The organism is Photobacterium sp. NCIMB 13483, assembly GCF_003025475.1.
Lineage (GTDB): Bacteria > Pseudomonadota > Gammaproteobacteria > Enterobacterales > Vibrionaceae > Photobacterium > Photobacterium piscicola.
In genome coordinates, this window is the sequence record NZ_PYLV01000012.1 from 73,357 (window position 1) to 96,033 (window position 22,677).

Annotated in this window: 21 protein-coding genes; 6 read left to right on the forward strand and 15 right to left on the reverse strand. The window is 39.9% G+C overall.

Going from position 1 to position 22,677, the window contains the following annotated elements; all coding sequences use genetic code 11:
* Positions 1-2: 2 nt before the first annotated feature.
* Positions 3-1,871 (reverse strand): DUF3413 domain-containing protein, encoded by a 1,869-nt coding sequence (locus tag C9I86_RS11265; RefSeq protein WP_080157943.1) that lies wholly within the window; start codon positions 1,869-1,871, stop codon positions 3-5.
* Between the two features lie 52 nt (positions 1,872-1,923).
* Positions 1,924-2,142 carry a YejL family protein gene (locus tag C9I86_RS11270; RefSeq protein WP_045027757.1) on the reverse strand — a complete coding sequence of 73 codons (219 nt, stop codon included), beginning with the start codon at positions 2,140-2,142 and terminating at the stop codon, positions 1,924-1,926.
* A gap of 76 nt (positions 2,143-2,218) precedes the next feature.
* On the opposite strand from C9I86_RS11270, the gene yejK reads away from it, so the two are divergent.
* Complete coding sequence (yejK, locus tag C9I86_RS11275; protein ID WP_080157942.1) at positions 2,219-3,232, forward strand: nucleoid-associated protein YejK; 1,014 nt, start codon at positions 2,219-2,221, stop codon at positions 3,230-3,232.
* Between the two features lie 296 nt (positions 3,233-3,528).
* Positions 3,529-3,897, forward strand: coding sequence for a nitrous oxide-stimulated promoter family protein (locus tag C9I86_RS11280; protein ID WP_080158162.1), 369 nt, complete (start codon positions 3,529-3,531; stop codon positions 3,895-3,897).
* 143 nt (positions 3,898-4,040) lie between these two features.
* On the opposite strand, the gene C9I86_RS11285 is transcribed toward C9I86_RS11280, so the two are convergent.
* The 4 genes from C9I86_RS11285 to nhaC all read right to left on the reverse strand — a co-directional run bounded on the left by C9I86_RS11285 (position 4,041) and on the right by nhaC (position 8,326).
* Entirely contained in the window at positions 4,041-5,165 is a 1,125-nt protein-coding gene (locus tag C9I86_RS11285; protein WP_107276381.1) for a M20 family metallopeptidase, read from the reverse strand.
* Positions 5,166-5,252: 87 nt separating this feature from the next.
* On the reverse strand, positions 5,253-5,714 hold the full coding sequence (locus C9I86_RS11290; RefSeq protein ID WP_080157940.1) for a YjiG family protein: 462 nt from the start codon (positions 5,712-5,714) through the stop codon (positions 5,253-5,255).
* Entirely contained in the window at positions 5,714-6,445 is a 732-nt protein-coding gene (locus C9I86_RS11295; protein ID WP_080157939.1) for a nucleoside recognition domain-containing protein, read from the reverse strand. The genes C9I86_RS11290 and C9I86_RS11295 overlap by 1 nt, the downstream gene beginning before the upstream one ends.
* Positions 6,446-6,874: 429 nt before the next feature.
* Entirely contained in the window at positions 6,875-8,326 is a 1,452-nt protein-coding gene (nhaC, locus tag C9I86_RS11300; protein ID WP_080157938.1) for a Na+/H+ antiporter NhaC, read from the reverse strand.
* Between the two features lie 709 nt (positions 8,327-9,035).
* Here nhaC and asd point away from each other — a divergent pair.
* Positions 9,036-10,151, forward strand: a complete 1,116-nt coding sequence (gene asd / locus C9I86_RS11305; protein WP_107276396.1) for an aspartate-semialdehyde dehydrogenase — start codon at positions 9,036-9,038, stop codon at positions 10,149-10,151.
* Between the two features lie 73 nt (positions 10,152-10,224).
* Here asd and sodB read toward each other — a convergent pair whose 3' ends face one another.
* Positions 10,225-10,815 carry a superoxide dismutase [Fe] gene (gene sodB, locus C9I86_RS11310; protein ID WP_080157936.1) on the reverse strand — a complete coding sequence of 197 codons (591 nt, stop codon included), beginning with the start codon at positions 10,813-10,815 and terminating at the stop codon, positions 10,225-10,227.
* A 330-nt stretch (positions 10,816-11,145) separates the two neighbouring features.
* On the opposite strand from sodB, the gene C9I86_RS11315 reads away from it, so the two are divergent.
* The gene (locus C9I86_RS11315) at positions 11,146-11,484 is read left to right on the forward strand and encodes a Grx4 family monothiol glutaredoxin (protein WP_080157935.1); all 339 of its coding nucleotides are present in this window, start codon (positions 11,146-11,148) and stop codon (positions 11,482-11,484) included.
* 91 nt (positions 11,485-11,575) lie between these two features.
* On the opposite strand, the gene C9I86_RS11320 is transcribed toward C9I86_RS11315, so the two are convergent.
* From C9I86_RS11320 to rnt, 4 genes are all read right to left on the reverse strand, one after another.
* On the reverse strand, positions 11,576-12,898 hold the full coding sequence (locus tag C9I86_RS11320) for a Na+/H+ antiporter family protein (protein WP_080157934.1): 1,323 nt from the start codon (positions 12,896-12,898) through the stop codon (positions 11,576-11,578).
* 266 nt (positions 12,899-13,164) lie between these two features.
* Positions 13,165-15,573, reverse strand: a complete 2,409-nt coding sequence (locus C9I86_RS11325) for a VolA/Pla-1 family phospholipase (protein ID WP_107276382.1) — start codon at positions 15,571-15,573, stop codon at positions 13,165-13,167.
* A 34-nt stretch (positions 15,574-15,607) separates the two neighbouring features.
* Entirely contained in the window at positions 15,608-16,870 is a 1,263-nt protein-coding gene (locus C9I86_RS11330; protein ID WP_107276383.1) for an outer membrane protein transport protein, read from the reverse strand.
* 239 nt (positions 16,871-17,109) lie between these two features.
* A complete protein-coding gene (rnt, locus tag C9I86_RS11335) occupies positions 17,110-17,772 on the reverse strand; it encodes a ribonuclease T (RefSeq protein WP_080157931.1) in 663 nt (220 codons plus the stop codon).
* A gap of 201 nt (positions 17,773-17,973) precedes the next feature.
* On the opposite strand from rnt, the gene C9I86_RS11340 reads away from it, so the two are divergent.
* Together C9I86_RS11340 and C9I86_RS11345 are read left to right on the forward strand one after the other, a co-directional pair.
* On the forward strand, positions 17,974-18,870 hold the full coding sequence (locus tag C9I86_RS11340; protein WP_080157930.1) for an OmpA family protein: 897 nt from the start codon (positions 17,974-17,976) through the stop codon (positions 18,868-18,870).
* 92 nt (positions 18,871-18,962) lie between these two features.
* Positions 18,963-19,412, forward strand: coding sequence for a hypothetical protein (locus tag C9I86_RS11345; protein ID WP_107276384.1), 450 nt, complete (start codon positions 18,963-18,965; stop codon positions 19,410-19,412).
* Positions 19,413-19,491: 79 nt separating this feature from the next.
* On the opposite strand, the gene nth is transcribed toward C9I86_RS11345, so the two are convergent.
* From nth to rsxD, 4 genes are all read right to left on the reverse strand, one after another.
* A complete protein-coding gene (gene nth, locus C9I86_RS11350) occupies positions 19,492-20,127 on the reverse strand; it encodes an endonuclease III (RefSeq protein ID WP_080157928.1) in 636 nt (211 codons plus the stop codon).
* A 147-nt stretch (positions 20,128-20,274) separates the two neighbouring features.
* Positions 20,275-20,979, reverse strand: coding sequence for an electron transport complex subunit E (locus C9I86_RS11355; protein ID WP_080157927.1), 705 nt, complete (start codon positions 20,977-20,979; stop codon positions 20,275-20,277).
* A 2-nt stretch (positions 20,980-20,981) separates the two neighbouring features.
* Entirely contained in the window at positions 20,982-21,614 is a 633-nt protein-coding gene (gene rsxG, locus C9I86_RS11360; RefSeq protein WP_080158161.1) for an electron transport complex subunit RsxG, read from the reverse strand.
* Positions 21,615-21,628: 14 nt separating this feature from the next.
* Positions 21,629-22,675, reverse strand: coding sequence for an electron transport complex subunit RsxD (rsxD, locus tag C9I86_RS11365; RefSeq protein WP_080157926.1), 1,047 nt, complete (start codon positions 22,673-22,675; stop codon positions 21,629-21,631).
* Between the last annotated feature and the right edge of the window lie 2 nt (positions 22,676-22,677).

Consider the following 22,677-nt stretch of genomic DNA (forward strand, 5'->3'; position numbering starts at 1 on the left):
TGCTAATTATTAAGGTCATTAGGAATATAAAACCGTTTTAACTCATGCATAACTTGCATCAGTGTCGATAGTTTTGGTTTATCCTGATCCATTAGCTGATAATTATCATTATAAACACGATAGTTACCGTATTTATCGACAACAGTGGTGGTGCCTTTTTGAATCACCACAATATCATTATTATCACCCGCTAATATCCAACGACGATCACTGTTATTATCAAACAGGCTGATACCTGAGCTGTAATTTGATGGATTAGACGCCACATTAAACAGTGACTCCATCAAGGTTGGCACTAAATCAAGGTTACTGGTTGGACGGGTAACAACTTGAGGTGGGTGCAGTGGCCAATGAATGATCATTGGTACTTTGATCTGATATTGGCTGTAATTGCTATCAGAGCCCCAAGTATTATTACCTGTTTCATTAAACTCAGTACCATGGTTTGAGGTAACAACCACGATAGTATTATCTAACATTGATTGTGCTTTTAATTGCGCAAACACTTTACCTAAAATCGTATCAATATGATAAGCCGCGTTACGGTAGCTATTTTTAAGTAATACATTAGAATCTACTTTTTTATCATGAAGTAAATTACTGCCTAAAGATGGCGTAAATTTAGTTTGATAATCACTACTTTCTTCATATTGATCAACTGAAGTTAATTCAAGCAGACTAAACCACGGCTCATCAGCTTTTTGCTTCTCTAGCCAACGGTGCCAATCATTAAAGGCTAAACGATCACTTGGCGTGCGCTTTCCATTATCAAGGTTATCTATAGTTGCAAGCTGAGTTTTAGAGAAAATAGCATCGCGATAAATAGGTTGTTCAAACCCTTCACCACTGAATAGACCAAAGTGATAACCACGATTTTGTAGCGTATCAAGCAGCAGTGGTGATTTGCCTTCTGCACGAATACTGTTGGCATAACCACTTGGTAAACCATAAAGTAAGCCAAATACGCCGCTATTATTATTACTGGTACTGTAGTTATCAGTATAGTTAATATTGTTATCAGCAAAAGCCGTTAGATTAGGCATTGTTGTGGTATTAACCATGTCACTGCGTAAACTATCGACCATAATAATCAGTAAGTTTTGCTTGGTACCTTTATCGATGAAATTAATTTTATCGATTGGATAACGCATCATTTCACTGTTATTAATGCCTTGTTGTGCTTGGCGTTTAACATATTCTTGGCGATCTAAAAGGCCATGTTTTTCCATGAACGTTTTCGCTGTCATTGGGTATGACAGTGGGAAATTTGAACGTTGCATTGTGACTGGACGGTAAAGGTTAGCATCCGCCCAGATATAAATAATGTGGCTACTTAGAAAGCATAGACCGAACATGATGGCAATGGGACCACCGACGTTTTTACGGGTTAGCTTTCTAAGTTTACGCCAAATCCATTCTGAGAATATCATCTCGATCAGGAATATGACTGGAACGACAATAAATAGGTATTGCCAGCGCGTATTTAGCTCTGTTTTTTCACCGCTTAATAACAAATCCCATACCAGCGGACTTAAATGTAAGTCGACACTTTGATAAGCATAGGTATCAAGCAGTAATGCGGTCAATCCTACCGTTGAAACTAATACCGCAAACACACGCATTAAACGCTGTGAGGGAATAAGAAAACTTGCAGGAAAGAGGATCAGTATATAAATACCAAAGACAAGGAAACCAAAATGCCCGATCCAGCTTAATCCTAGATACAGTTGTCCGATCGTTGTTGTCGGCCATTCTGAATAAATAATATAACGCGTGCCCAATAGCATGGCAGCGATGATATTGAAAAAGCTAAACCAGTGTCCCCAACTAATTAGCTGGGAAACTTTGTCTTTGTATGTGCTGGCGACCATAAATGTCAATTCTTCTCAGTCTTCAATGCTATGTTTAACTCTCAAGCTAAACTTAATCTTTTTTAATTGAGGCCTGTAGTGCTTTTGCAAATTTTTGTGCAAGAACTTCACGTTGTGCAACAGGTACATTGGCATTGATAATGTTAGTAGCAATATCACCTACAACCATTAGGGCTAATTCTGGTGATGTTTTATGTTTGTCTAGAACATCGAACACGTCATCAATGATTTGTTCAACTTTTTTAGTGCTATATTTTGAAGTGATTGGCATAAGAAATCTTGTTTAATGTTTAGGATAACGACTTATGATAACCTAGAGTTCAGTTTTCCTGAAAACCTTTTCCATTATGAGTCTTACACTTTCGAACGTCATTCTACATCAATTAGTAAAAAACGACCAAGATGATTTAGAAATTCATCTTAGAAATCAAACCCTTGATAATGATTCTGCGACAGAAGATCTTGTTGCTGAATTACATCGAATTTATAGTAGCAAAGGAACAAAAGGCTTCGCGCATTTTGCTGCTGATAGTGAGTTTGCTCATTGGTTGAAACAATTTCGTCAAGGAGAGTTAGATTTCCTGACGTTTTCAAATCAATCAGTGCAACGTTTACAGGTTGAATTAGCGAAATATCCGTTTTCTGAAGCGGGTACTTTAGTGATGGCTGAATACCAGTCATTGGCAACAGACTATTTGTTTATTGGTATGTTACCGACGTGTCATAGCATGAAAGTCACTGATCAATTAGGTATCAGTGCGACTGACTATCTTGATATTAATAAGATGGATATCGTTGCACGTATTGATTTGTCATCATGGGAAACTAACCCAGAATCAACCCGCTATCTTACTTTTGCTAAAGGTCGCGTAGGGCGTAAGATCGCTGATTTCTTCCTTGATTTTATGCAAGCAGAAGTAGGTTTAGACGTTAAAGTTCAAAACCAAGTCTTGATGCAAGCGGTAGAGGATTTTTGTGCGGATTCTCGTCTAGATAAAGAAGAAAAGCAGCAATATCGTAAACAAGTTTATGATTACTGTAATGGTCAGCTGCAAGCGGGTGATGAAGTTACCGTAAAAGAGCTATCCGGTGAGTTACCTGCGGCAGATGATGGTACTAATTTTTACGATTTTACTTCAAAGCAAGGTTACGAGTTAGAAGAAAGTTTCCCTGCCGATCGTACTGCAATGCGTAAATTGACCAAATTTGTTGGCTCAGGCGGTGGTATGACGCTTAACTTTGACAGTATGTTATTAGGTGAACGTATTTTTTATGATGCAGAAACCGATACATTAACCATCAAAGGCACGCCGCCTAATTTGAAAGATCAGTTATTACGTCGTTTAAATAGCGATAATTAATAACGACTGTTATGCAGTAATATTAGTAATAAATAAAGCCACTGTGAAGTATGCACTCACTAATATTTGCATATATCACAGTGGTTTTTTGCTATTTAAAGCGTCAATCTTGAACATCGATGATGTTTTTTTATATTTGTACATTGTTCGCAATTTATTCGAACAATGTATTAAAGTTTAATAAATAACCATCGGTCTAATTTTGGTTATGATTTTTGCCCATTAGGTTCTGATTTTTGCATAAATTTGATTTTTATCATTGGCACTGCAGGGGATGGATGGATAATGGCACAACTATGATAGTTATTAACAATCATTCAGTTCGTTCGCAGCGTGAACTGAATACAGTGAAAGCGATGATTCGCCTATATTGTAAAACGTTGCACCGTGGAGCAGTAATGTGCTCTGAATGTGAAAGTCTTATCGAGTATGTTGAGGAGAGAGTAACAGGTTGTCGTCTTGGCGAAGAAAAGCCAAGTTGTATGCATTGTATTGGGCATTGCTATCAATCTGCCAAGCGTCTTCAGATGATCCACGTTTTACGTTGGAGTTATCCACATTATTTTTGGCGTCACCCATTTAGGGCTATACACTTTAAGTTAGACAATTTACGTAGTGTCCAAATGTCAGCCGCAAAAGCCGATATTATCGCAAAAACGAGTTAAATCCATATTGATTTTGTTGAACCGATATTGATTTAACCTAACAACTGAAAAGATTGTACCTCTTTGTAAATCATGCCAATGTGGATTATTTACAAAGAAAAAAGGCTGCAGAAATGCAGCCTTTTTTAATGTTTTTTTATAGGTTATTGTTGCGCAATTTTCACAAGTACTTGCTGCAATAAGCGAATACGTGGCTCAATTGAAGCCAAATCTAACCATTCATCTGCACTGTGGAAACCCGCACCAATTGGACCTAAACCATCTAAGGTTGGAATACCTAAGACTGCGGTTAGGTTAGCATCAGAACCACCGCCAACTGCTTGCCACGTAATATCAATGCCTAGCTCTTTACCGACCGCTTCCACTTGCGCCATTAACACTTCAGTTTGTGGGCTTGGCACCATTGATGGTTTGTGTGCTTCTCGCTCAACTGTAATCGTAACCCCATCAACAAACGGTGTTTCTGTTAGTGTACGAATTTGAGCATCAACCGCCGCATACTCATCGTTATCCCAGAAACGCACATCAACCACCACTTGTGCGAAATCAGGTACGATATTAGCGCCAGCACCACCACTGACAACGCCAGCGTTTAAGGTTGTGCCTGACTCAAAATTGGTCATGGTGTTAATGGCTAGAATCCAATGTGCCATTTCGGTGATTGCACTGCGACCATTTTGAGGCTCATTACCTGCGTGCGCTGCTTTGCCGTGGAAACTTAAACGGTAACGCGCCATGCCTTTACGCGCTTTAACCAATGAACCATCAGCACGTGCAGCTTCTGCAACTAAAACATGGTTAGCGTTAATAGCAACGCTCTTGAGCCATGCTTCTGAGTGTAGTGAACCAATTTCTTCATCTGGGTTCATGCACACACAAATTGATAATGCATCAAGTGCAGTAGGATCGAGATCACGTAAGGCATAAACCACACTTAACAAGCCAGATTTCATGTCAGAGACACCAGGGCCATAAGCGCGCTCATCATCGTGGGTCATTGGGCGAGCGGCAGCAGTGCCTGCTGGGAAGACGGTATCCATATGGCCAATTAACATCACATCAATATGATCAGCGTCAGGCTTATTACGTACTTCTAAGCCAGTACCTGCAATACCACAATCAATGCGTTTAACATGCCAACCTAAATCAAGGTATTTTTGCGCCATGATGGTTGCAACCACATCGATACCATCAACGGTTAATGTACCGCAATCAATATTAATAAGAGGGCGTAGCTCTTCGAGATAATTATTCAGAGAAAAAGACATAGTAAAGGCTCCGAGCCATTGATGGCTTATCGGTAATAAAAGAGAGAAAACGCACTAAAGATTAAATGGCTTCAGTGCGCTCAGCAATTACACTAAAACGTTCATCACAAACATTGCAGCAAAGGCATTTAATACCGAAATGGCAATCATGATTGGAATATAGCGACCTTCGGTACGAATTGGTCCCATAATTCGGCCCATGTATTGCACCTGTGAGCCCATCAAATAAATAGCAGGAGCAAGAATCGCAATGTGCTCGCCATTTAAAATACCTTGGTCAAATAAGGTAATAACCACACCTACTGCGCCGCCCATTGACATCCATGCGCCTATCAATACCGCCGCAGCTTCACCAGGAAGACCAAAAATAGCCATGATAGGTGAGAATAATGTTCCCATTACTTCTAGTGCGCCGGTGATTTGCAGCGCTTTGATGATCACGAACGCCATTAATACGTTAGGCACTGTTGAAGTGGTTGCAATTACCCAGCCTTTTTTAGCGCCTTCAACAAAAATATCAGTAACCATAGGTTTTTTTGCAGTTGTCATTATGCGTTCTCCGTGCTTACTGTTGTTGGTTTAGTATCTTTGTTGTCTTTGCCTTCAGTGATGTTTAAGTAGATACGGAAAATATTCGCACCCACAAATTTGAAGATAAACATAATCGCAACCGCAAGGCCGATAGAAGAAGTAACAGCGGGTTCACCTGATGCTGTGGTTAAGGTAAATAGCACTGCCCCTGATGAGAAGAAGTTAACAATCGCGGCACCAGCAGAAAACTGGAACATGGTAAAAATATCTGTTTCTCGTTTGGTTAAGTGACCCTCATCCTGTAATTGACGAGTCATCGCTGCGCCAGCATCAGTACTTTGTAGTGAGGCAATTAAAGCCAAACCTGAGTTACCCGGAATACCCATTAATGGACGTAGTAGAGGGGTTAATAATTTACGAGCAGCATCGAGCGCACCGTAATGCTCAAGTACATTGATCATACCTAAAGCAAACATCACTGTTGGAATTAACGTTAACGCAAAAATAAAGCCATCACGCGCACCGCTACCACCTTTACCTCTAAATGATGTTGAAGCCGCTTCCACGCCTTCTGCAGTATCGTTAACTGAATAAACCACATTACCAAATGAGCCATTTAAGGTTGTGAAGTCAAATACGCCATACCATTGATTAGATTGTAATGCTCCTGAAAAGAAAATGACGGCAAAAGCGAGGGCAATATAACTGCCAATGGTAACTTTACGACCTTCTATTGCGTTGTTACTCATAGATATATCCTTATAAAACGTAAAATAAAAAATGGTTTACCAAATAAACACCGATAATTATTTTTATGGCTACGTTTTCAAATGTTGTATTTAGTGGTTAATTCGGTAATAACGGTATTTTCATTAAAAATGAATTTGAAATATTGACGAGGGTCAAGGTGTTGGATTGAAAAGTAAGTTTGATGAAATGTGGTTCTTATATTTGTGAACTGGCTCTATAAAGGTGCTGACTGTTGGGTCAATAACGGGGAGTGTTGCGACTGGGAGGAATACGGAATAGAAGGGGGTTTTAAATAAATACCTTTTAGGTATCAATTGGTTGTGCGATGATTTATTGGCTGAGAAGTGTGGTTTTCTATCTTTGTTTTAATAAAAAAAACGCACCTATAAAAGAGGTGCGTTAATGTTATTGTGATGATGCAATGCAGCTTATGACGTTAAACGCTTCACTGTCATTAATTCATCTTCGTCATCTTCAGCTAATTGCTCTGCACTTGCTGGTGGACAACGATCCACAAACCAGCCCATGTAAGACGTCACAATCGTCACAATAATACACACAAAGCTTAACCACATGAATGGCGCGTAAGAGAAGGTAGCGACACCTAAAATACTCGCCATGTAGATACCATTATCACTCCAAGGCACCATGCCGGAGGTAAGTGTGCCACCAAATTCAGCATTACGTGATAAGTTCTTACGTTGGTAACCTAAACGGTCATAGTTCTTAGCACAAATCTTTGGCGTTAGAATTAATGATACGTACATTGCAGAACCAAAGACGTTACCGAGGAAAGCCGTTGCAATGGTTGATACTGCAAGACTGCCTGCTGAATTTACTTTACGTTCAAATAAACGGGCAATTGTTTGTAGTACGCCAACTTTATCAAGTAAGCCACCAAAACCTAAGCCAAAGATAATAACAGCCACAGAACCAAGCATGGATGACATGCCGCCACGGTTTAGGATTGCGTCAATAAATTCAACCCCAGAACTGATAGAGAATGGCGCCCAAGCTGCATTAATCGCTTTAAGCGGATCCATGCCCTGAACCATAACAGCCCATGCAATACCTAGCAGTGAACCAAATGAAATAACAGGGAAAGACGGTAAACGGAACGCTAACAGCACCAACACGATAATGACTGGAATAAAGGATAATGGTGAAATAACAAACTGTTTATCCATCGCTGCAATCACAGAATCAACTTGTGACATATCAACACTACCTGCGTAGTGAAAACCTACCGCGGTAAATAGAATGCCAGTGATGATATAGCTGATCAGTGCAATAGGTAACATGCCTTTGATGTGTTCCATGATCTCAACGTTAGACATTGAAGAGGCCAGGATCACTGAATCTGATAGTGGTGACATTTTATCACCAAAATAGCAGCCAGAAAGTACGGCACCCGCAGTCATTGGTGCGGGAATACCTAAGCCTTGGCCAATACCCATCATTGCAATACCCGCGGTACCTGCTGCGCCCCAAGATGTACCTGTTGCTAATGCCGTCAATGAACAAATGATCATTGTCGCTAGCAAGAAAATGGAAGGGTGAATCGCTTCAAGTCCGTAATAGATAATGGTTGGCACAATACCACCAGCAATCCAAGTACCTACTAATGAGCCAACGGCTAGTAATATTAATACTGCACCTAAACCGTTAGCGATGCCCTTAGTGGCTGCTTTTTCTAACGATTTGTAATCGTGTCCGAGTTTAATACCTAATGCAATAATCACAAACCAACCAATATATAATGCTAGTTGGATTGGCAAATTCAATTTTGAGGTAAAAGAGAATGCAAGGGCAAGGAAAATACCGAGGGCAATAATGACTTGCATTACTGACGGTAGTTTCACGATTGTCTGTTTTTCCATACTTCTAACCTTGTTTTATCGAGCTTGTTGAAATTGGGTCCAACCCAACCAATCAATACTATTTATCATTGGTTTTTAAATCGGATTGAAAAAGACGGCGCTTGAATCGGCGCTACTCTATCAAATTGATTTATCATCGTGATAAATAATGTTTCTTTCTGTGATCTAAGTCTTTTTGGTGCCGATCTTTCGTAAAACACTGACTTTAGTTGTTCTTTTAGTGTTAATTGATGGTTCTTATGTTGTGTTTTATGTTTATTATAAAGTCGTAGTGTATCTATAAAAATCGCACAAAAAGCGAGAGATAAAGTATAAAAAGCTATTAACTATAAGGGTTATGAACTATCTAGCTACTTAATCACAGCGCTGAAGATTATCAGGGAAAGGCATTTTTTTCAAAGATATGACAATAGTCACTTTTTATTAAGTTGATTGCATAAGTTAGGAATAAGCTCTTTAAATATACATAAAAGCTTGTTTTTAGGTTAATTACGGTTGGTTTTTATGCGTTTTTTTGATTTTTTATTGCTGATAATAAAACCTAATATGACTAATAAGAAACTCAAATGATAAGAAAACAGTAAAATATGCTTATCTTAAACACAGATATATTTTATTTATAATTGAAAATTATACTTGTTTTTAATCATGTAAATCTCTATAGATGGATAAAGAAATTTCAATACAACAGGGAGTGTAGTTGCAAATGATGACAGTAGGTTTAGTGGGTTGGCGTGGCATGGTTGGCTCTGTATTAATGCAGCGCATGGTCGAGGAAGGTGACTTTGCGGTTATTGATCCGGTCTTTTTTACTACATCACAAGTGGGTTTAGCGGCGCCTAATTTTGGAAAAGATGCTGGTGTATTACAAGATGCGTTTGATCTTGAAGCGTTAAAGCGACTTGATGTGGTGATTACCTGCCAAGGTGGTAGTTATACAGAGAAAGTGTATCCCGCATTACGTCAAGCCGGTTGGAAAGGCTATTGGATTGATGCGGCATCAACATTACGGATGCAGCCTGACTCAATCATTACATTAGATCCGGTTAACTTTGATCAGATTCAACAAGGTATTCATAGTGGTATTAATACTTATGTTGGCGGCAATTGTACGGTTAGTTTGATGCTAATGGCTGTGGGTGGCTTATATAAAGCGGGATTGGTTGAGTGGATGACATCACAGACTTATCAAGCTGCATCGGGTGCTGGTGCCAAGAATATGCGTGAGTTAATCAACCAAATGGGTGTGGTTAATGATTCCGTTGCTAGTGAGTTAGCGAATCCAGCGTCGTCAATTTTAGATATTGATCGTAAAGTTGCGCAAACACTGCGTGCGGCAGATTTTCCAGCTCAACAATTTGGTGCGCCATTAGCGGGTTCATTGATTCCATGGATTGATGTTAAGCGTGATAATGGTCAAAGCAAAGAAGAGTGGAAAGCATCGGTTGAGACCAATAAAATTTTAGGTCTTCAAGATAGTCCGATTCCGATTGATGGTACGTGTGTACGTATTGGCGCAATGCGTTGTCATAGCCAAGCATTAACATTAAAGCTTAAGAAAAATGTACCGCTTGATGAAGTGGAAGCTATCATTGCATCCCATAATGATTGGGTTAAAGTGATTCCAAATGAGCGTGATATTACGGTGCAAGAATTGAGCCCAGCAAAAGTAACAGGGACATTATCAGTGCCTGTGGGTCGTTTGCGTAAACTTGCAATGGGTGATGATTATTTAAATGCATTTACGGTGGGTGATCAGTTGCTTTGGGGCGCTGCTGAGCCATTACGACGTACATTACGAATTTTGTTAGCCGCTAAAGCTTAGTTGTTATAATAAATTAAAATAATAAAAAACCCGCTTAAAATAGGCGGGTTTTTAGTCTTTGCATTACTGTAAATTAAGCTGCTAGATTTTTAGCTGCGAAATCCCAGTTAACTAATGCCCAGAATGCGTCCATGTAGCTTGGACGTAGATTACGGTAATCGATGTAGTAAGCATGCTCCCAAACGTCAACAGTTAGAAGTGGTGTCATTTTCAGACCTTCTTCTGCAATAGGGCAACCTGCGTTTGACGTGTTAACGATTTCTAATGCGCCATCTTCAGTTTTAACTAACCATGTCCAGCCTGAACCAAAGTTGTTGATTGCTGAATCTGTGAATTTAGCTTTGAATTCTGCGAAAGAACCAAATGCTTTAACAATAGCATCTGCTAATTCGCCAGTTGGCTCGCCGCCGCCATTTGGACTTAGGCAATGCCAGTAGAATGTATGGTTCCATACTTGAGCTGCGTTGTTGAAAACACCACCAGTAGAAGTCTGTACGATTTCTTCAAGAGATTTTTCAGCAAGGTCAGTACCTTCAACAAGACCGTTTAGCTTAACAACGTAAGTGTTGTGGTGTTTACCGTAGTGGTATTCTAGCGTTTCTTGAGAGATATGTGGCTCAAGAGCGTTGATAGCGTACGGTAGAGCTGGTAGTTCAAATGCCATTGCTCAATTCTCCATTTTAATTTTAGTTATTGGGCTTAATGCCCACGACATTACTTCTAGTAGACGTTGGCGCCTACTTATTATTTGAATCTGACCGTTTTATTTTAGCAAGTTTTTAGTTTATTAAAAGCATTATGCTTAAAAAAATACCCTATACCTCGTTATTGGTAAGGTCAATAACCACTTAATAGATATCAATATAACTAAGATTACGCTTTATTATTGAAAAGAGAACCGAAACATAATTTGAAAGTATTTTTATTGGTGACGATAACCAAGTAGAATGGTAGGGTTTATAATAAATGATTATTAAATTTGTACGAGGAAGCTATGGAAACTATCGATAAAATTAAGCAACAAATTGCAGATAACGCTATTTTGTTGTACATGAAAGGCTCTCCAAAATTACCAAGCTGTGGCTTCTCATCACAAGCATCACAAGCGTTAATGAACTGTGGTGAAAAATTTGCGTTTGTAGATATTCTTCAAAACCCTGATATTCGTGCTGAACTACCTGTTTACGCACAGTGGCCAACATTCCCACAATTATGGATTGACGGTGAGCTAATTGGTGGTTGTGACATCATTTTGGAAATGTTCCAAAAAGGTGAATTACAAACACTAATTAAAGAGTCTGCTGCACGTCGTGATGCACAAGCGGCTGAATAAGTTAGTTTGTTAAGTGTGTTGTTTTGCACTGATAAAAAAACCGCCAACTATTATGGCGGTTTTTTTGTATTTAATACTTAGTATTGGATCACTACAGTATCATTGATGCTATCCAACCAAAGGCTATCAGTGGCAAGTTGTAGTGAATAAAGGTCGGTACGACAGAATCCCAAATATGGTCATGCTGTCCATCGGCATTCAAACCCGATGTTGGACCTAAGGTTGAATCAGAAGCTGGAGAGCCTGCATCACCAAGTGCTGCTGCAGTACCTACGATAGCAATCGTTGCCATTGGTGAGAAACCAAAAGACAAACATAAAGGAACATAGATTGTCGCTAGAATTGGAATGGTAGAGAACGATGAGCCAATACCCATAGTGACCAATAAACCCACCACAAGCATTAACAATGCTGCCAGTGGTTTGTTATTGCCAATAACACCTTCTAATGAGTTAACTAAGGTTTCAACGCCACCTGTCGCTTTCATTACTGCCGCAAAACCTGCCGCTGCAATCATAATAAAACCGATCATTGCCATCATATGGACACCTTTAGTGAATACATCGTGGGTTTCTTTCCACTTGATAACACCAGTAAAGGTAAACACCATAAAGCCAACTAAACCCCCGACAATCATTGAACCACTATAAAGTTGTGCACCTAATGCGGCAAAAATAGCACCAACAGCAATATAAACATGGCGCATATCAATGACTTTTTTCTCTGGCTCACTGGCAAGAATTTTTTCTACTGAGTATTCACGTGGTTTACGGTAGCTTACAAAAATAGCGGTTAATAAACCAAATAACATGCCACAAGCGGGCAATATCATGGCAATCGGCACTTGGCTTGCTACAACATCTAACCCGTTATCATGTAAATTTTTCAGCAGAATATTATTTAGAAAAATACCGCCAAAACCAATAGGAAGTACCATATAAGGCGTGACTAAACCAAACGTTAAAACACAGGCAATTAAGCGTCGATCAAGTTTAAGTTTGGCAAATACATGCAATAGCGGTGGAATAACAATCGGAATAAAGGCGATATGGACTGGAATAACGTTCTGAGAAGAAATGGCAAGTAACACTAAAATGATAAGAACGCTATATTTCACACCAGTAGCGGCGGCGATATTTTCATGGCCACTAATGTGCTTAATCACTTTTTGAGCAAGGACATCGGTAATGCCTGATCGTGAAATAGCGACGGCAAAAGCACCTAACATGGCATAACTTAGGGCTGTTGTTGCTCCTCCGCCTAAACCACCTTCAAAGGCAGAAATAGCATCGGTAAGGGATAATCCTCCGATGAGGCCACCAATAATGGCACTAAATGTAAGCGCAACCACGACATTGACACGCATTAAAGCGAGTACCAGCATGATGCATACGGCGATAATTACAGGGTTCATAAAACGTGAGTTCCATCCGTTGTTTGCATTATTACTTCGTTTGTTTGTCAGTGATAATCACTGCAACACGCGATTTAATTGTTATATATGAGACTTTGATCTCATATCTCACAGTGTGCTTGATTTTCAGCATTTGTCGAGCACTAATTTTATGCTGATATTTATATCTAACAACGGTCATATGAAAATATCATATTGTTTTATATGATAAAAAAAAGCGAGTATTTAACCCGCTTTTATTATGGTTAGTTTTACCAAATAAAATTTTAAGGTACTGCCGTAATTACACTTTTATCGTTAATGGTGATGTTTTTACCCATTGTATTTACAAATGACGCTATCTCCTGTTGCATTTCTTGTGTGACTGCAGGGCTTAGGGTTGGATCGAGTAATGACGAATGACCACCTTGATTAAATAATACCGCAGCTTGAATTAACTGATCAGTAATGGATTGATTGGTTACTGTGAGGTTAAGTCCGGCAATTAAAGGGGTCGTGCCCGTAAAAGGAGAATAGGGTTGTAAGATATCCGTCTCCTCAACGGTTGCCCCTAGTGGTGTCATATTAGGAATTGTCGCATCATCTTTTACTTGTGCTAAATATAATGCCGTACTTGAACTAACTTGTGGCGCATGATTGGTGGGATCTATGGTATCTAATACAGTTTGAGCAGCATAAGCAAAGCGGTTAAAGGTGGTATAAACAGCGGCTAATGTGGCGAGTGATGTGGGATCGCCTTGTGATATTAACTGTGTTTGATAAGCATTAAAACACGCCGCAGCCGTTAATGATTGTTGGTCACAAAACGCTTTAAATTCAGCATTGCTACTGAGCATTAAGTTACCTTTAACAAAATCACCAAAGCTACCTGAATTCAGCAGTAGATAAGGAATTTCGCCGCCAGGATTGGCGAATGCAAGTGCATTGATATTAAAGTAAGCGGCATCTATTGGTGGTGATCCTAGGCTACGATTAGCAATATTTGCGACACTAACCCCGGTAATGGCACCTAAAGAGTGGCCAATAAAAGTGATGCCTTGGGTTGGATTTAAGGTTTTTAAATGTCCTAATTTATTGATTGTAGAACTGTCACCTTCAATAATTGTTGTTAATATTTTGCCAATGGTTGCTCGTAAATTAATAATATCCGTAGTGCTTTGGCGTAAATTATCACGGGCGACGGTAAGTGCTGATAAATTTAAATAATATTCAGGATGACCATCACTGGCACTGCCGGGAACACCATCAATAGTGCGGCTTCCATGTAGAGGATGGTCAATCGCAAAAATAGCCTGACAATGATCATTAATAATATTGTCGGCAAGTGCGATTACTGTGCCTCTGTGGCTGGTAATACCATGTAAATAAATAGTGGTGCTATTTTTCCCTATATCGTCACACTTGGCGGCTGTGGGTAAAATTAAAGTGTAATCAATATATTGTACTGATTGTAATTTTGGTAATGGACTAAAACGGGTGATCAGGCGCTGTGGATCAAGTTGTTCACCATTCGATAAAGTCAGCGTAGCCCCCGCTAATGCGACCAAGAGTTTGCTTTGAACTTGAGGATCTGCCGCGGCTGCAATATCTGCTGAGGTGATATTAAGTGTTGCCAATTGCGCAATAATTGTGGCTTTATCAGCATCACTTCCGCTGGCGAGTACTGAGCTGATAATGGCGATGCTTGGCATACCGCTCTGCCAAGGTGTGGTTGCAAAGTTGTCGGCGCTATTATTTAAAAAATAGGGCAATGCAACGGTACCTGTGTAAATTTCTCCTTTTCCAGCTGGCGTCTGTGTTTTTGTGTCAGTGAGGTTAGAGAAGCTAAATAGGTTACGTAAATCAGAGGTTGTCACGTTATCGGCAACAGCACTACCTTTCCATACTGTGTTTGCTCCTTGTTGAATGGCAAGTGCTGTGGCTGCTTTAACACTAAACAATACATCGCCAACAGCGGCGGTGGTGAACCAACTGGAGAAAATAATGCTGTCTTTATTGACGCCTATTTTTTCAAACTCGGTTTCTGTTTTGTGCGTGATTGTTTGAGCGGGAATTAAGGCTGGAGTGGGAGCTGTTGCTTGCGCTTTTAATACTGCATAAGTGTTGCTCATACCAACCTTGTCACCATTACTGTCTTGCAGATCATTGGTGACAGCAAACATATAATTATGGGCTGGTTTTAATGGTTTTAATAGCACTACCGTTAAAGTGGTGCCTGATGCAGAGAGTGCAAAGTCGCCGTTAGCTTGAGTGAGTTTTATTGGCGTTGTTGTGTCGGCATCATTGGTCGGATTAATTGATTCAATTAAATAAAAACTATTATTTAAGGTTGTTGTATCAAGATCCACACCGACGAATTGCAATTGTAGCGGTTGACTCGTACTCCAACCATCCGTTTGTCCCATGGCGACTAATGGATCACTACTATTATTTGGATCGACGGCTGCGGCTTCGGTATTTAAGGTGCCATCACGGCTATCCATTAATAAATACGTCGGTTGAACGAGAATAGGGTTTTGTGGATCGCTGATTAAATCAAAATTAATTTTAGTGGCTGCGTTTACACTCTCGGTAATAGTGGGATCAAGGGTGGGTGCTCCTTCAATCTTGCTATCACCACCACAACCGATTAACCCTAAACTTGTTGTCAGTATCGTTAAAATATACTTATTCATATATTCCCTTATTAAATGTTGTTATCCATGGGGGCTAAAAGGCGTAGTTAAGTTGTGCTGCACCAATATAAGCAACGCTGCTGGCCGTAAAACGGTCGTTATTTTCAATAAAATCACTCTCTTTGCCATAGACGTAGCTAAAACCAACATCAATGCTTAATTGAGAGTTATAGTGATAAGTTGCGCCGGCCGAGTACCAAAAACGATCGGTATCAGGAATACTGAGTGTGGCTTTGCCGCCTTGTTCGTCATAGGCAAACCCAGCCCGTAACGTTACGTTGGGATGTAGAGTATAAGTCGTGCCAATCGCCCATCGGAATGCATCTTTGTAATCTTCATCTTTTAATAAACACACCCCGGGCATTTGGCCGCCAAAGTTACATTGTGAATTAGTGGCACGTAACTCTTTAAAGCTGCTCCATTGGGTCCAAAACAGGCTGTAATGAATCGCTATTTGATGGTTGAGTTGATGAAAGCCTGATAACTCAGCTGTTGCGGGAAGTACGACGGGCAGTTTGCCTTTGATGGTGTTGCCTCTATTGCTACTGCCAAGCACGAGTCCAGAGTAGTCAGTAAAATCGCCTTTAAAATCGAGATCGACTTTAGAACGATAAGCAATACCAAAACGATTATTGTCGTCTACCTCATAAAATGCACCGATATTCCAGCCCCAACTCCAAGTATCACCTTCCATGTTGATTGTTTTATCACTGGGCTTAATTGCAGGATAAAAAGGCAACGCATTCTGACCATAGTGACGGTAGAGTTCAGCTGAGGCATAAACGGCATTGACTCCCACGCCAAGGCTTAATTGCTCGGTGACTTTATAAGCGACACTGGGGTTTAAATTAATGGCAACTAATGAGGTTTTTCCCGCTGAAGTGCCATCATAAAAATCGGCAGGGTAATCGGTGGTTACGCCATAACCTGAAAATAAAGCGACACCCCAAGAGAGACGATTATTGATGGGCATCACAAAGTAACTAGCAGGTACAAAAGCCATTGGTGCAACATTTTTAGCAGTTTGGACACCATTGGGAGCGTCATGGGCGGTAATATCAATATCTGGTGCAACAATACTGCCGACGACTGAAACCGCCATTGTATCAAAGTGCGTCATTGCGGCTGGGTTTCGAGAAATAACAGCTGGATTATCGGCGATGGCGGCTTCTCCAGCAAAGGCTCGGCCTAAACCTGATGCTGATTGTTCTGATACTTGAAACCCCGCAGCAAAGGCGGAGGTGGCGGTAAGACTGCTACAAAGAGCAAGGGAAATATAACGTATATTTACGGACATTATTCTGCCTCTCAACGATCATTATTTCATTTTTTATTCATCCATGAGGAAAAACAAAACGCATTACAGATTTAGTATAAGAGTAATGTTGTATATTTGTTAAATTATGCGAGCTAATTATTAATTTTGATGATTATTTTCAATGAAAGGTGTGAAGGTAACTAGTGATGGAGTGTTGCGGGGCATAAAAAAACCCATACTAAGATGGGCTTAATCAAGAGCTGCTGAATGATTGAGATTTACTCTACTGATGGCTCTTCTGTGGGAGTGCATAGCGGCCACCCACCTAATTGTTTCCATTTATTGACTATTTTACAAAACAGTTCAGCGGTGCGTTCGGTATCGTATAACGCTGAGTGTGCTTCACGGTTATCAAATGGAATTTCTGCAGTTTGACAAGCTTTAGCTAGCACTGTTTGTCCATATGCTAAACCACTTAGCGCCGCAGTATCAAAGGTCGCAAAAGGATGGAATGGATTACGTTTTAGTTTTGCGCGCTCTGATGCCGCCATTACAAAACTATGATCAAACGTTGCGTTATGCGCCACCATGATCGCTCGTGTGCAATCAGTGTGTTTTTGTTCTTTTCTGATTTGCTTATAAATTTCTTTCAGTGCCACTTCTTCTGATACTGCACCACGTAATGGGCTAAATGGGTCGCGAATACCATTAAATTCTAAGGCTTCTTTATGTAAAATCGCGCCCTCAAAAGGTGCAACATGGAAATGAAGGGTTGTTGCAGGTTTTAACCAACCATCTTCATCCATTTGTAGAGTGACAGCACAAATTTCTAATAAGGCATCAGTTTTTGAATTAAAACCTGCAGTTTCAACGTCAATGACGACAGGAAAGTAGCCGCGAAAGCGACTTTTTAGGGTATTGAATTGGTTATCTTGGCTCATAGCACTGCTGTCAAAATAATAGAATCAGGTATTATGGCAGATTAATAGCTTAATTTCATTGCTGTTCGCGATCGTTCTCGAATTGAATGCATTGATATTTCTATACAGTAAGACAAGGCTAAAGCTCACGTCATGGGTGCCGATATAGAGGCATACTGTTGTCATTGTTGCTGTATTATTTTCTTCTAATTTGGTTATGAAATGAATTTAATTGAATTATTAACACCTTGGCTGCGAATTGGATTGATCATGAGTGTTTTTTTCTTTATGCCAGCAGCCATGGCTAAAAATTATTTAGCGCAACCTAGCCAATCACAATGGCAAGTGATTGTTGATACTCCCTTAGAATGTCGTCTAAATCATGATATTCCGGGTTATGGTAGTGCGCAATTTTCGGCACGTTCTAGCAAACAAATGAATCTTCATTTTGAGTTAAAAATGAATCGTCAATTGGGGGCGACGCGTAATGTTAAGCTTACATCGATGCCACCGTCATGGATGCCGGGTGATGCGGCTTATGCGATGACAAATTTGAAGTTTTTTAAACAATTTGATGGGTATATTGGCGGAAATACTGCGTGGCAAATGTTAGCGGAATTAGAAGATGGGCGTAATCCAACATTTAGTTATAAAACATGGCCCGTACAGCAGCAACGACAATTGGAAGTTGGTTTGTCTGCGGTGAATTTTAATAAGTCATATCAAGATTTTAGTCATTGTTTAAATAACTTAATGCCATTTAGCTTTGATGATATTGCCTTCACTATTCTGCATTATAATAATGACAGTGATAAGCTGGATAATATGTCGCAAAAACGATTGGCACAAATTGCTGATTATGTTCGTTATTCCGATGATATTGATTTAGTGCTGGTGGCTGCGTATAGCGATGCTGCTCTTGGTACCGTTGAAGGGCAACGTTTATCAGAACAGCGCGCTGCAAAAATTGAAAGTTATTTTAAAGGGCTAGGTTTACCTGAAAATAGAATTCAGGTGGAAGCATATGGAAAAAGACGACCGATTGCTGATAATTCGACTCCTGTTGGCCGTAATCAAAATCGCCGAGTGGTGATTTCATTAGGTAGAAGTGAAGCATAAGACGCTCTTGTGCAATGTTAATCTAGCGTTGACATTGCTTACTTGAATATATTTTATGATAGCGGTGTTAATTATCATATAAGGACTTGGGTATGAAGAAGCGTCTACTCATTGGTATCGTGATTATTATTGCGGCCATTATTGGAATTAAAACATACACAACGAGTGTTGAAAAAACAGCTCCTGTGACGACTAAAGAAACCGTAAAAAAAGTTGTTAAAGCCAATTTAAAACCGGTTGCTGAAGCAATAAAAAATCAACAATTATGTCAATCAGGTGCAGCCACGGAATTACAAGCGTTAGGTCATGAAGGGCAACCTTTAGCGCGAAGCATGGCTTATATTGCACTAGCACAAGACAGTTATCTTCAAGGCGACAAGCAAAAAGCGGAAGTAGAATTACAACAATCGTTAGATGCGGGCGGTAAAAAAATGTCACCTCAACAGCGTGAAAGGTTATTTGATACGCTTGATAAAGGGGCGGCAGAGTTAGCGGCTAAACGTCAACAAAATGGCTTTACTAAAGACTGTCAACCATTGTAATTAAACAGTGATGAATAACAAAAAAGGAGCATATTGATGCTCCTTTTTTTATAGCGCTATGATGTTCAAATGTCGACTTTTAAATGTCAATTTTATCTTTATATTCACAAAGGTCTTCAATAATACAGCTACCACAACGGGGCTTGCGTGCAACACAGGTATAACGGCCCTGTAAAATAAGCCAGTGGTGGACATCGACTTTAAATGCAGCAGGCACCACTTTTAGTAGCTTTTGTTCTACTTCTTCAACATTTTTTCCAATAGCGAACTTGGTGCGATTACAGACTCGAAAAATATGAGTATCAACTGCAATAGTCGGCCAACCAAATGCTGTGTTAAGGACGACATTTGCTGTTTTACGCCCCACTCCCGGTAAGGCTTCTAATGCTTCGCGATTTTCAGGAATTTCTCCATTATGTTTATCTAATAGAATACGGCATGTTTTGATGACGTTTTCAGCTTTAGAATTAAATAAACCAATGGTTTTTATATATTGTTTTACGCCATCAACACCAAGATCAAAAATAGCTTGGGGTGTATTAGCGATAGGGTAAAGTTTATCCATTGCTTTATTGACACTAACATCTGTTGCTTGTGCTGACAGTAAAACTGAAATTAACAACTCAAACGGTGTCGTCCAATGTAGCTCAGTTTGTGGGTGTGGGTTTTCGGCTTGTAATCGTTCTAATATTTGAACCCGTTTCTGATTATTCATAGTCTTTCCTGACGCAATATAATGCCAATATCACCATGATCAAGGGTGAGCACCTATAGGGATAGTTGGCATATTTGAGCATATTCATAGCAAGAGTAAAACTGGCTTAAAAGCCAGTTTTAGTTCTGAAAAGTCACAAATACGGTATTACTTAACATCAGTAATACGTGCACGTTCCACTTTCGGTTGTTGTTGTTCTTGGGTTGATTGTTTATTTTCTTTATATTTATCAATGATATTTTTTAGAGCGATCATGAAACCCACGCCAATAAATGCGCCTGGTGGTAGCATCGCGAGTAAAAAGCTACTGTCAAAATGAAATATTTGAACATGCAGCACCGACGCCCAATCACCTAATAAGCGGTTGGCACCATCAAATAATGAGCCTTTACTTAAAATTTCACGCATAGCACCCAGTAAAAATAGCGCTGATGTCATACCTAGACCCATCCATAAACCATCTAATACCGCAGGTAATGGCTTATTTTTTGAGGCAAAGGCTTCTGCTCGACCGATAATAATACAGTTAGTTACAATCAATGGAATAAAGATACCTAATGACTTATATAAGCCATAGACATAGGCATTCATTAATAACTGCACACAGGTTACCAATGATGCAATGATCATCACAAACACAGGAATTCGAATTTCTGATGGTACCCATTTTCGAATGATGGAAATAGTAAAGTTAGACATTACCAAAACCATGGTCGTCGCAAGACCTAATCCGAGCGCATTGGTTGCTGTTGATGATACCGCTAATAATGGACATAAACCTAACAGCTGCACGACAGTTGGGTTGTTGTACCATAAGCCATTTTTCATCAACTCTTTATAAGATGTTGTCATAATTATTCACTCGGACAGTCTAGTGGCTGGTTCAGAATCTGCTGTTGATTATTTTGCCAGTACAACGAGATATTTTTTACCGCTTTAACCACTGCGCGTGGAGTAATGGTTGCGCCAGTAAACTGATCAAATTCACCGCCATCTTTACGGACATGAAATTTAGGATCGTTAGCGCCATTGACTCGCTTACCTGTGAAACTATAGATCCAATCACTGACAGTGGTTTCAATTTTATCACCCAGTCCTGGCGTTTCATGCTGTTCTAAAATACGAACGCCAGTGATAACCCCTTTAGTATCAAGGCCTACAATTAATTTGATTGCGCCACTGTATCCATCCGGTGCAATTCCTTCAATTGCAATCCCTGTTGGTTTACCTGCTTGAGTCGCAATATAAGCTGGCATCGGTGTTTTGGTGCCGATATAGCGTAGATCTTTAACTAGCGTACAACTCTTATAAAGTAAGTTGTCATGGCTTGCGACAGGAATAACTTGGTTAAGTGTATTCAGTAATTGCTGTTGCTGCTGTTCAAAAATACGATCAGCCGTTAAATAGTGAGTTAGAGAGACTAATGCTGTCGACAATAAGGCAAAAATAGCCAGAATTAGACCATTTTTTTTCATGGATTTAAACATGGGCATACTCATTATTAGTGTCCATAAGTGCGTGGACGAGTGTAGTAATCGATGATTGGCACACATAAATTGGCGAGTAGCACTGCAAAGGCGACCCCATCAGGGAAACCACCCCAAGTACGAATGAGGTAGATCATTATGCCAATAAAAGCACCAAAGATCAGTCGACCTTTTACCGTTGTTGAGGCCGTTACTGGATCGGTGGCGATGAAGAATGCGCCAAGCATTGTTGCGCCAGAGAACATATGTAATAGCGGCGAAGCTGCGACACTTGGATCAAGCACATGCATAATGCTACTAATAACCAGTAATGACGTTAGCATTGCAACCGGAATATGCCATTGAATAATACGTAATTTAAGCAGTAGCAAACCACCTAATAAGAAACCAATGTTAACCCACTCCCAACCAATACCTGCTAGTGTGCCGTAAACTGGTTTTTTCATTGCTTCTGCAATCGTCATTCCGGTTTTTAATGATGTTTTTAGGGTGTCTAATGGCGTTGCCATTGTGTAGCCATCAACTGACATTTTGAGTTGTTGAATACTAAAACCATCAGGGGTGTAACCCGTAAAGATTGCAGACAAGCTATCCATAAATGTCACAGGGTTAGCACTTAAAGATGCTGGTGGTAACCATGTTGTCATTTGAACAGGGAATGAAATCAATAGCACTACATAAGCAACCATTGCTGGGTTAAATAGGTTTTGTCCCATACCGCCATAGAGGTGTTTTGCGACAACAATCGCAAAGAATACACCAATGACGGTGATCCACCACGGTGCCAGTGGTGGAATAGAAATACCAATTAATACCCCGGTTAATAGTGCAGTATTATCACGTAAATAAGGTGCTAATGGACGTTGGCGTAATTTAAGTACAATGGCTTCAAATGCAAGAGCACACAGAGATGCAAAAACAATTTGGATAAGTGTTCCCAAACCAAAAAAATAGCATTGAGCAATAACACCAAAAATCGCACATAAAATAACCGTTCGCATAATGGTACTTGTGCTGCGACGGTTATGTGCATGGGGTGAGCTGGCAATATTAAAAGCCACGA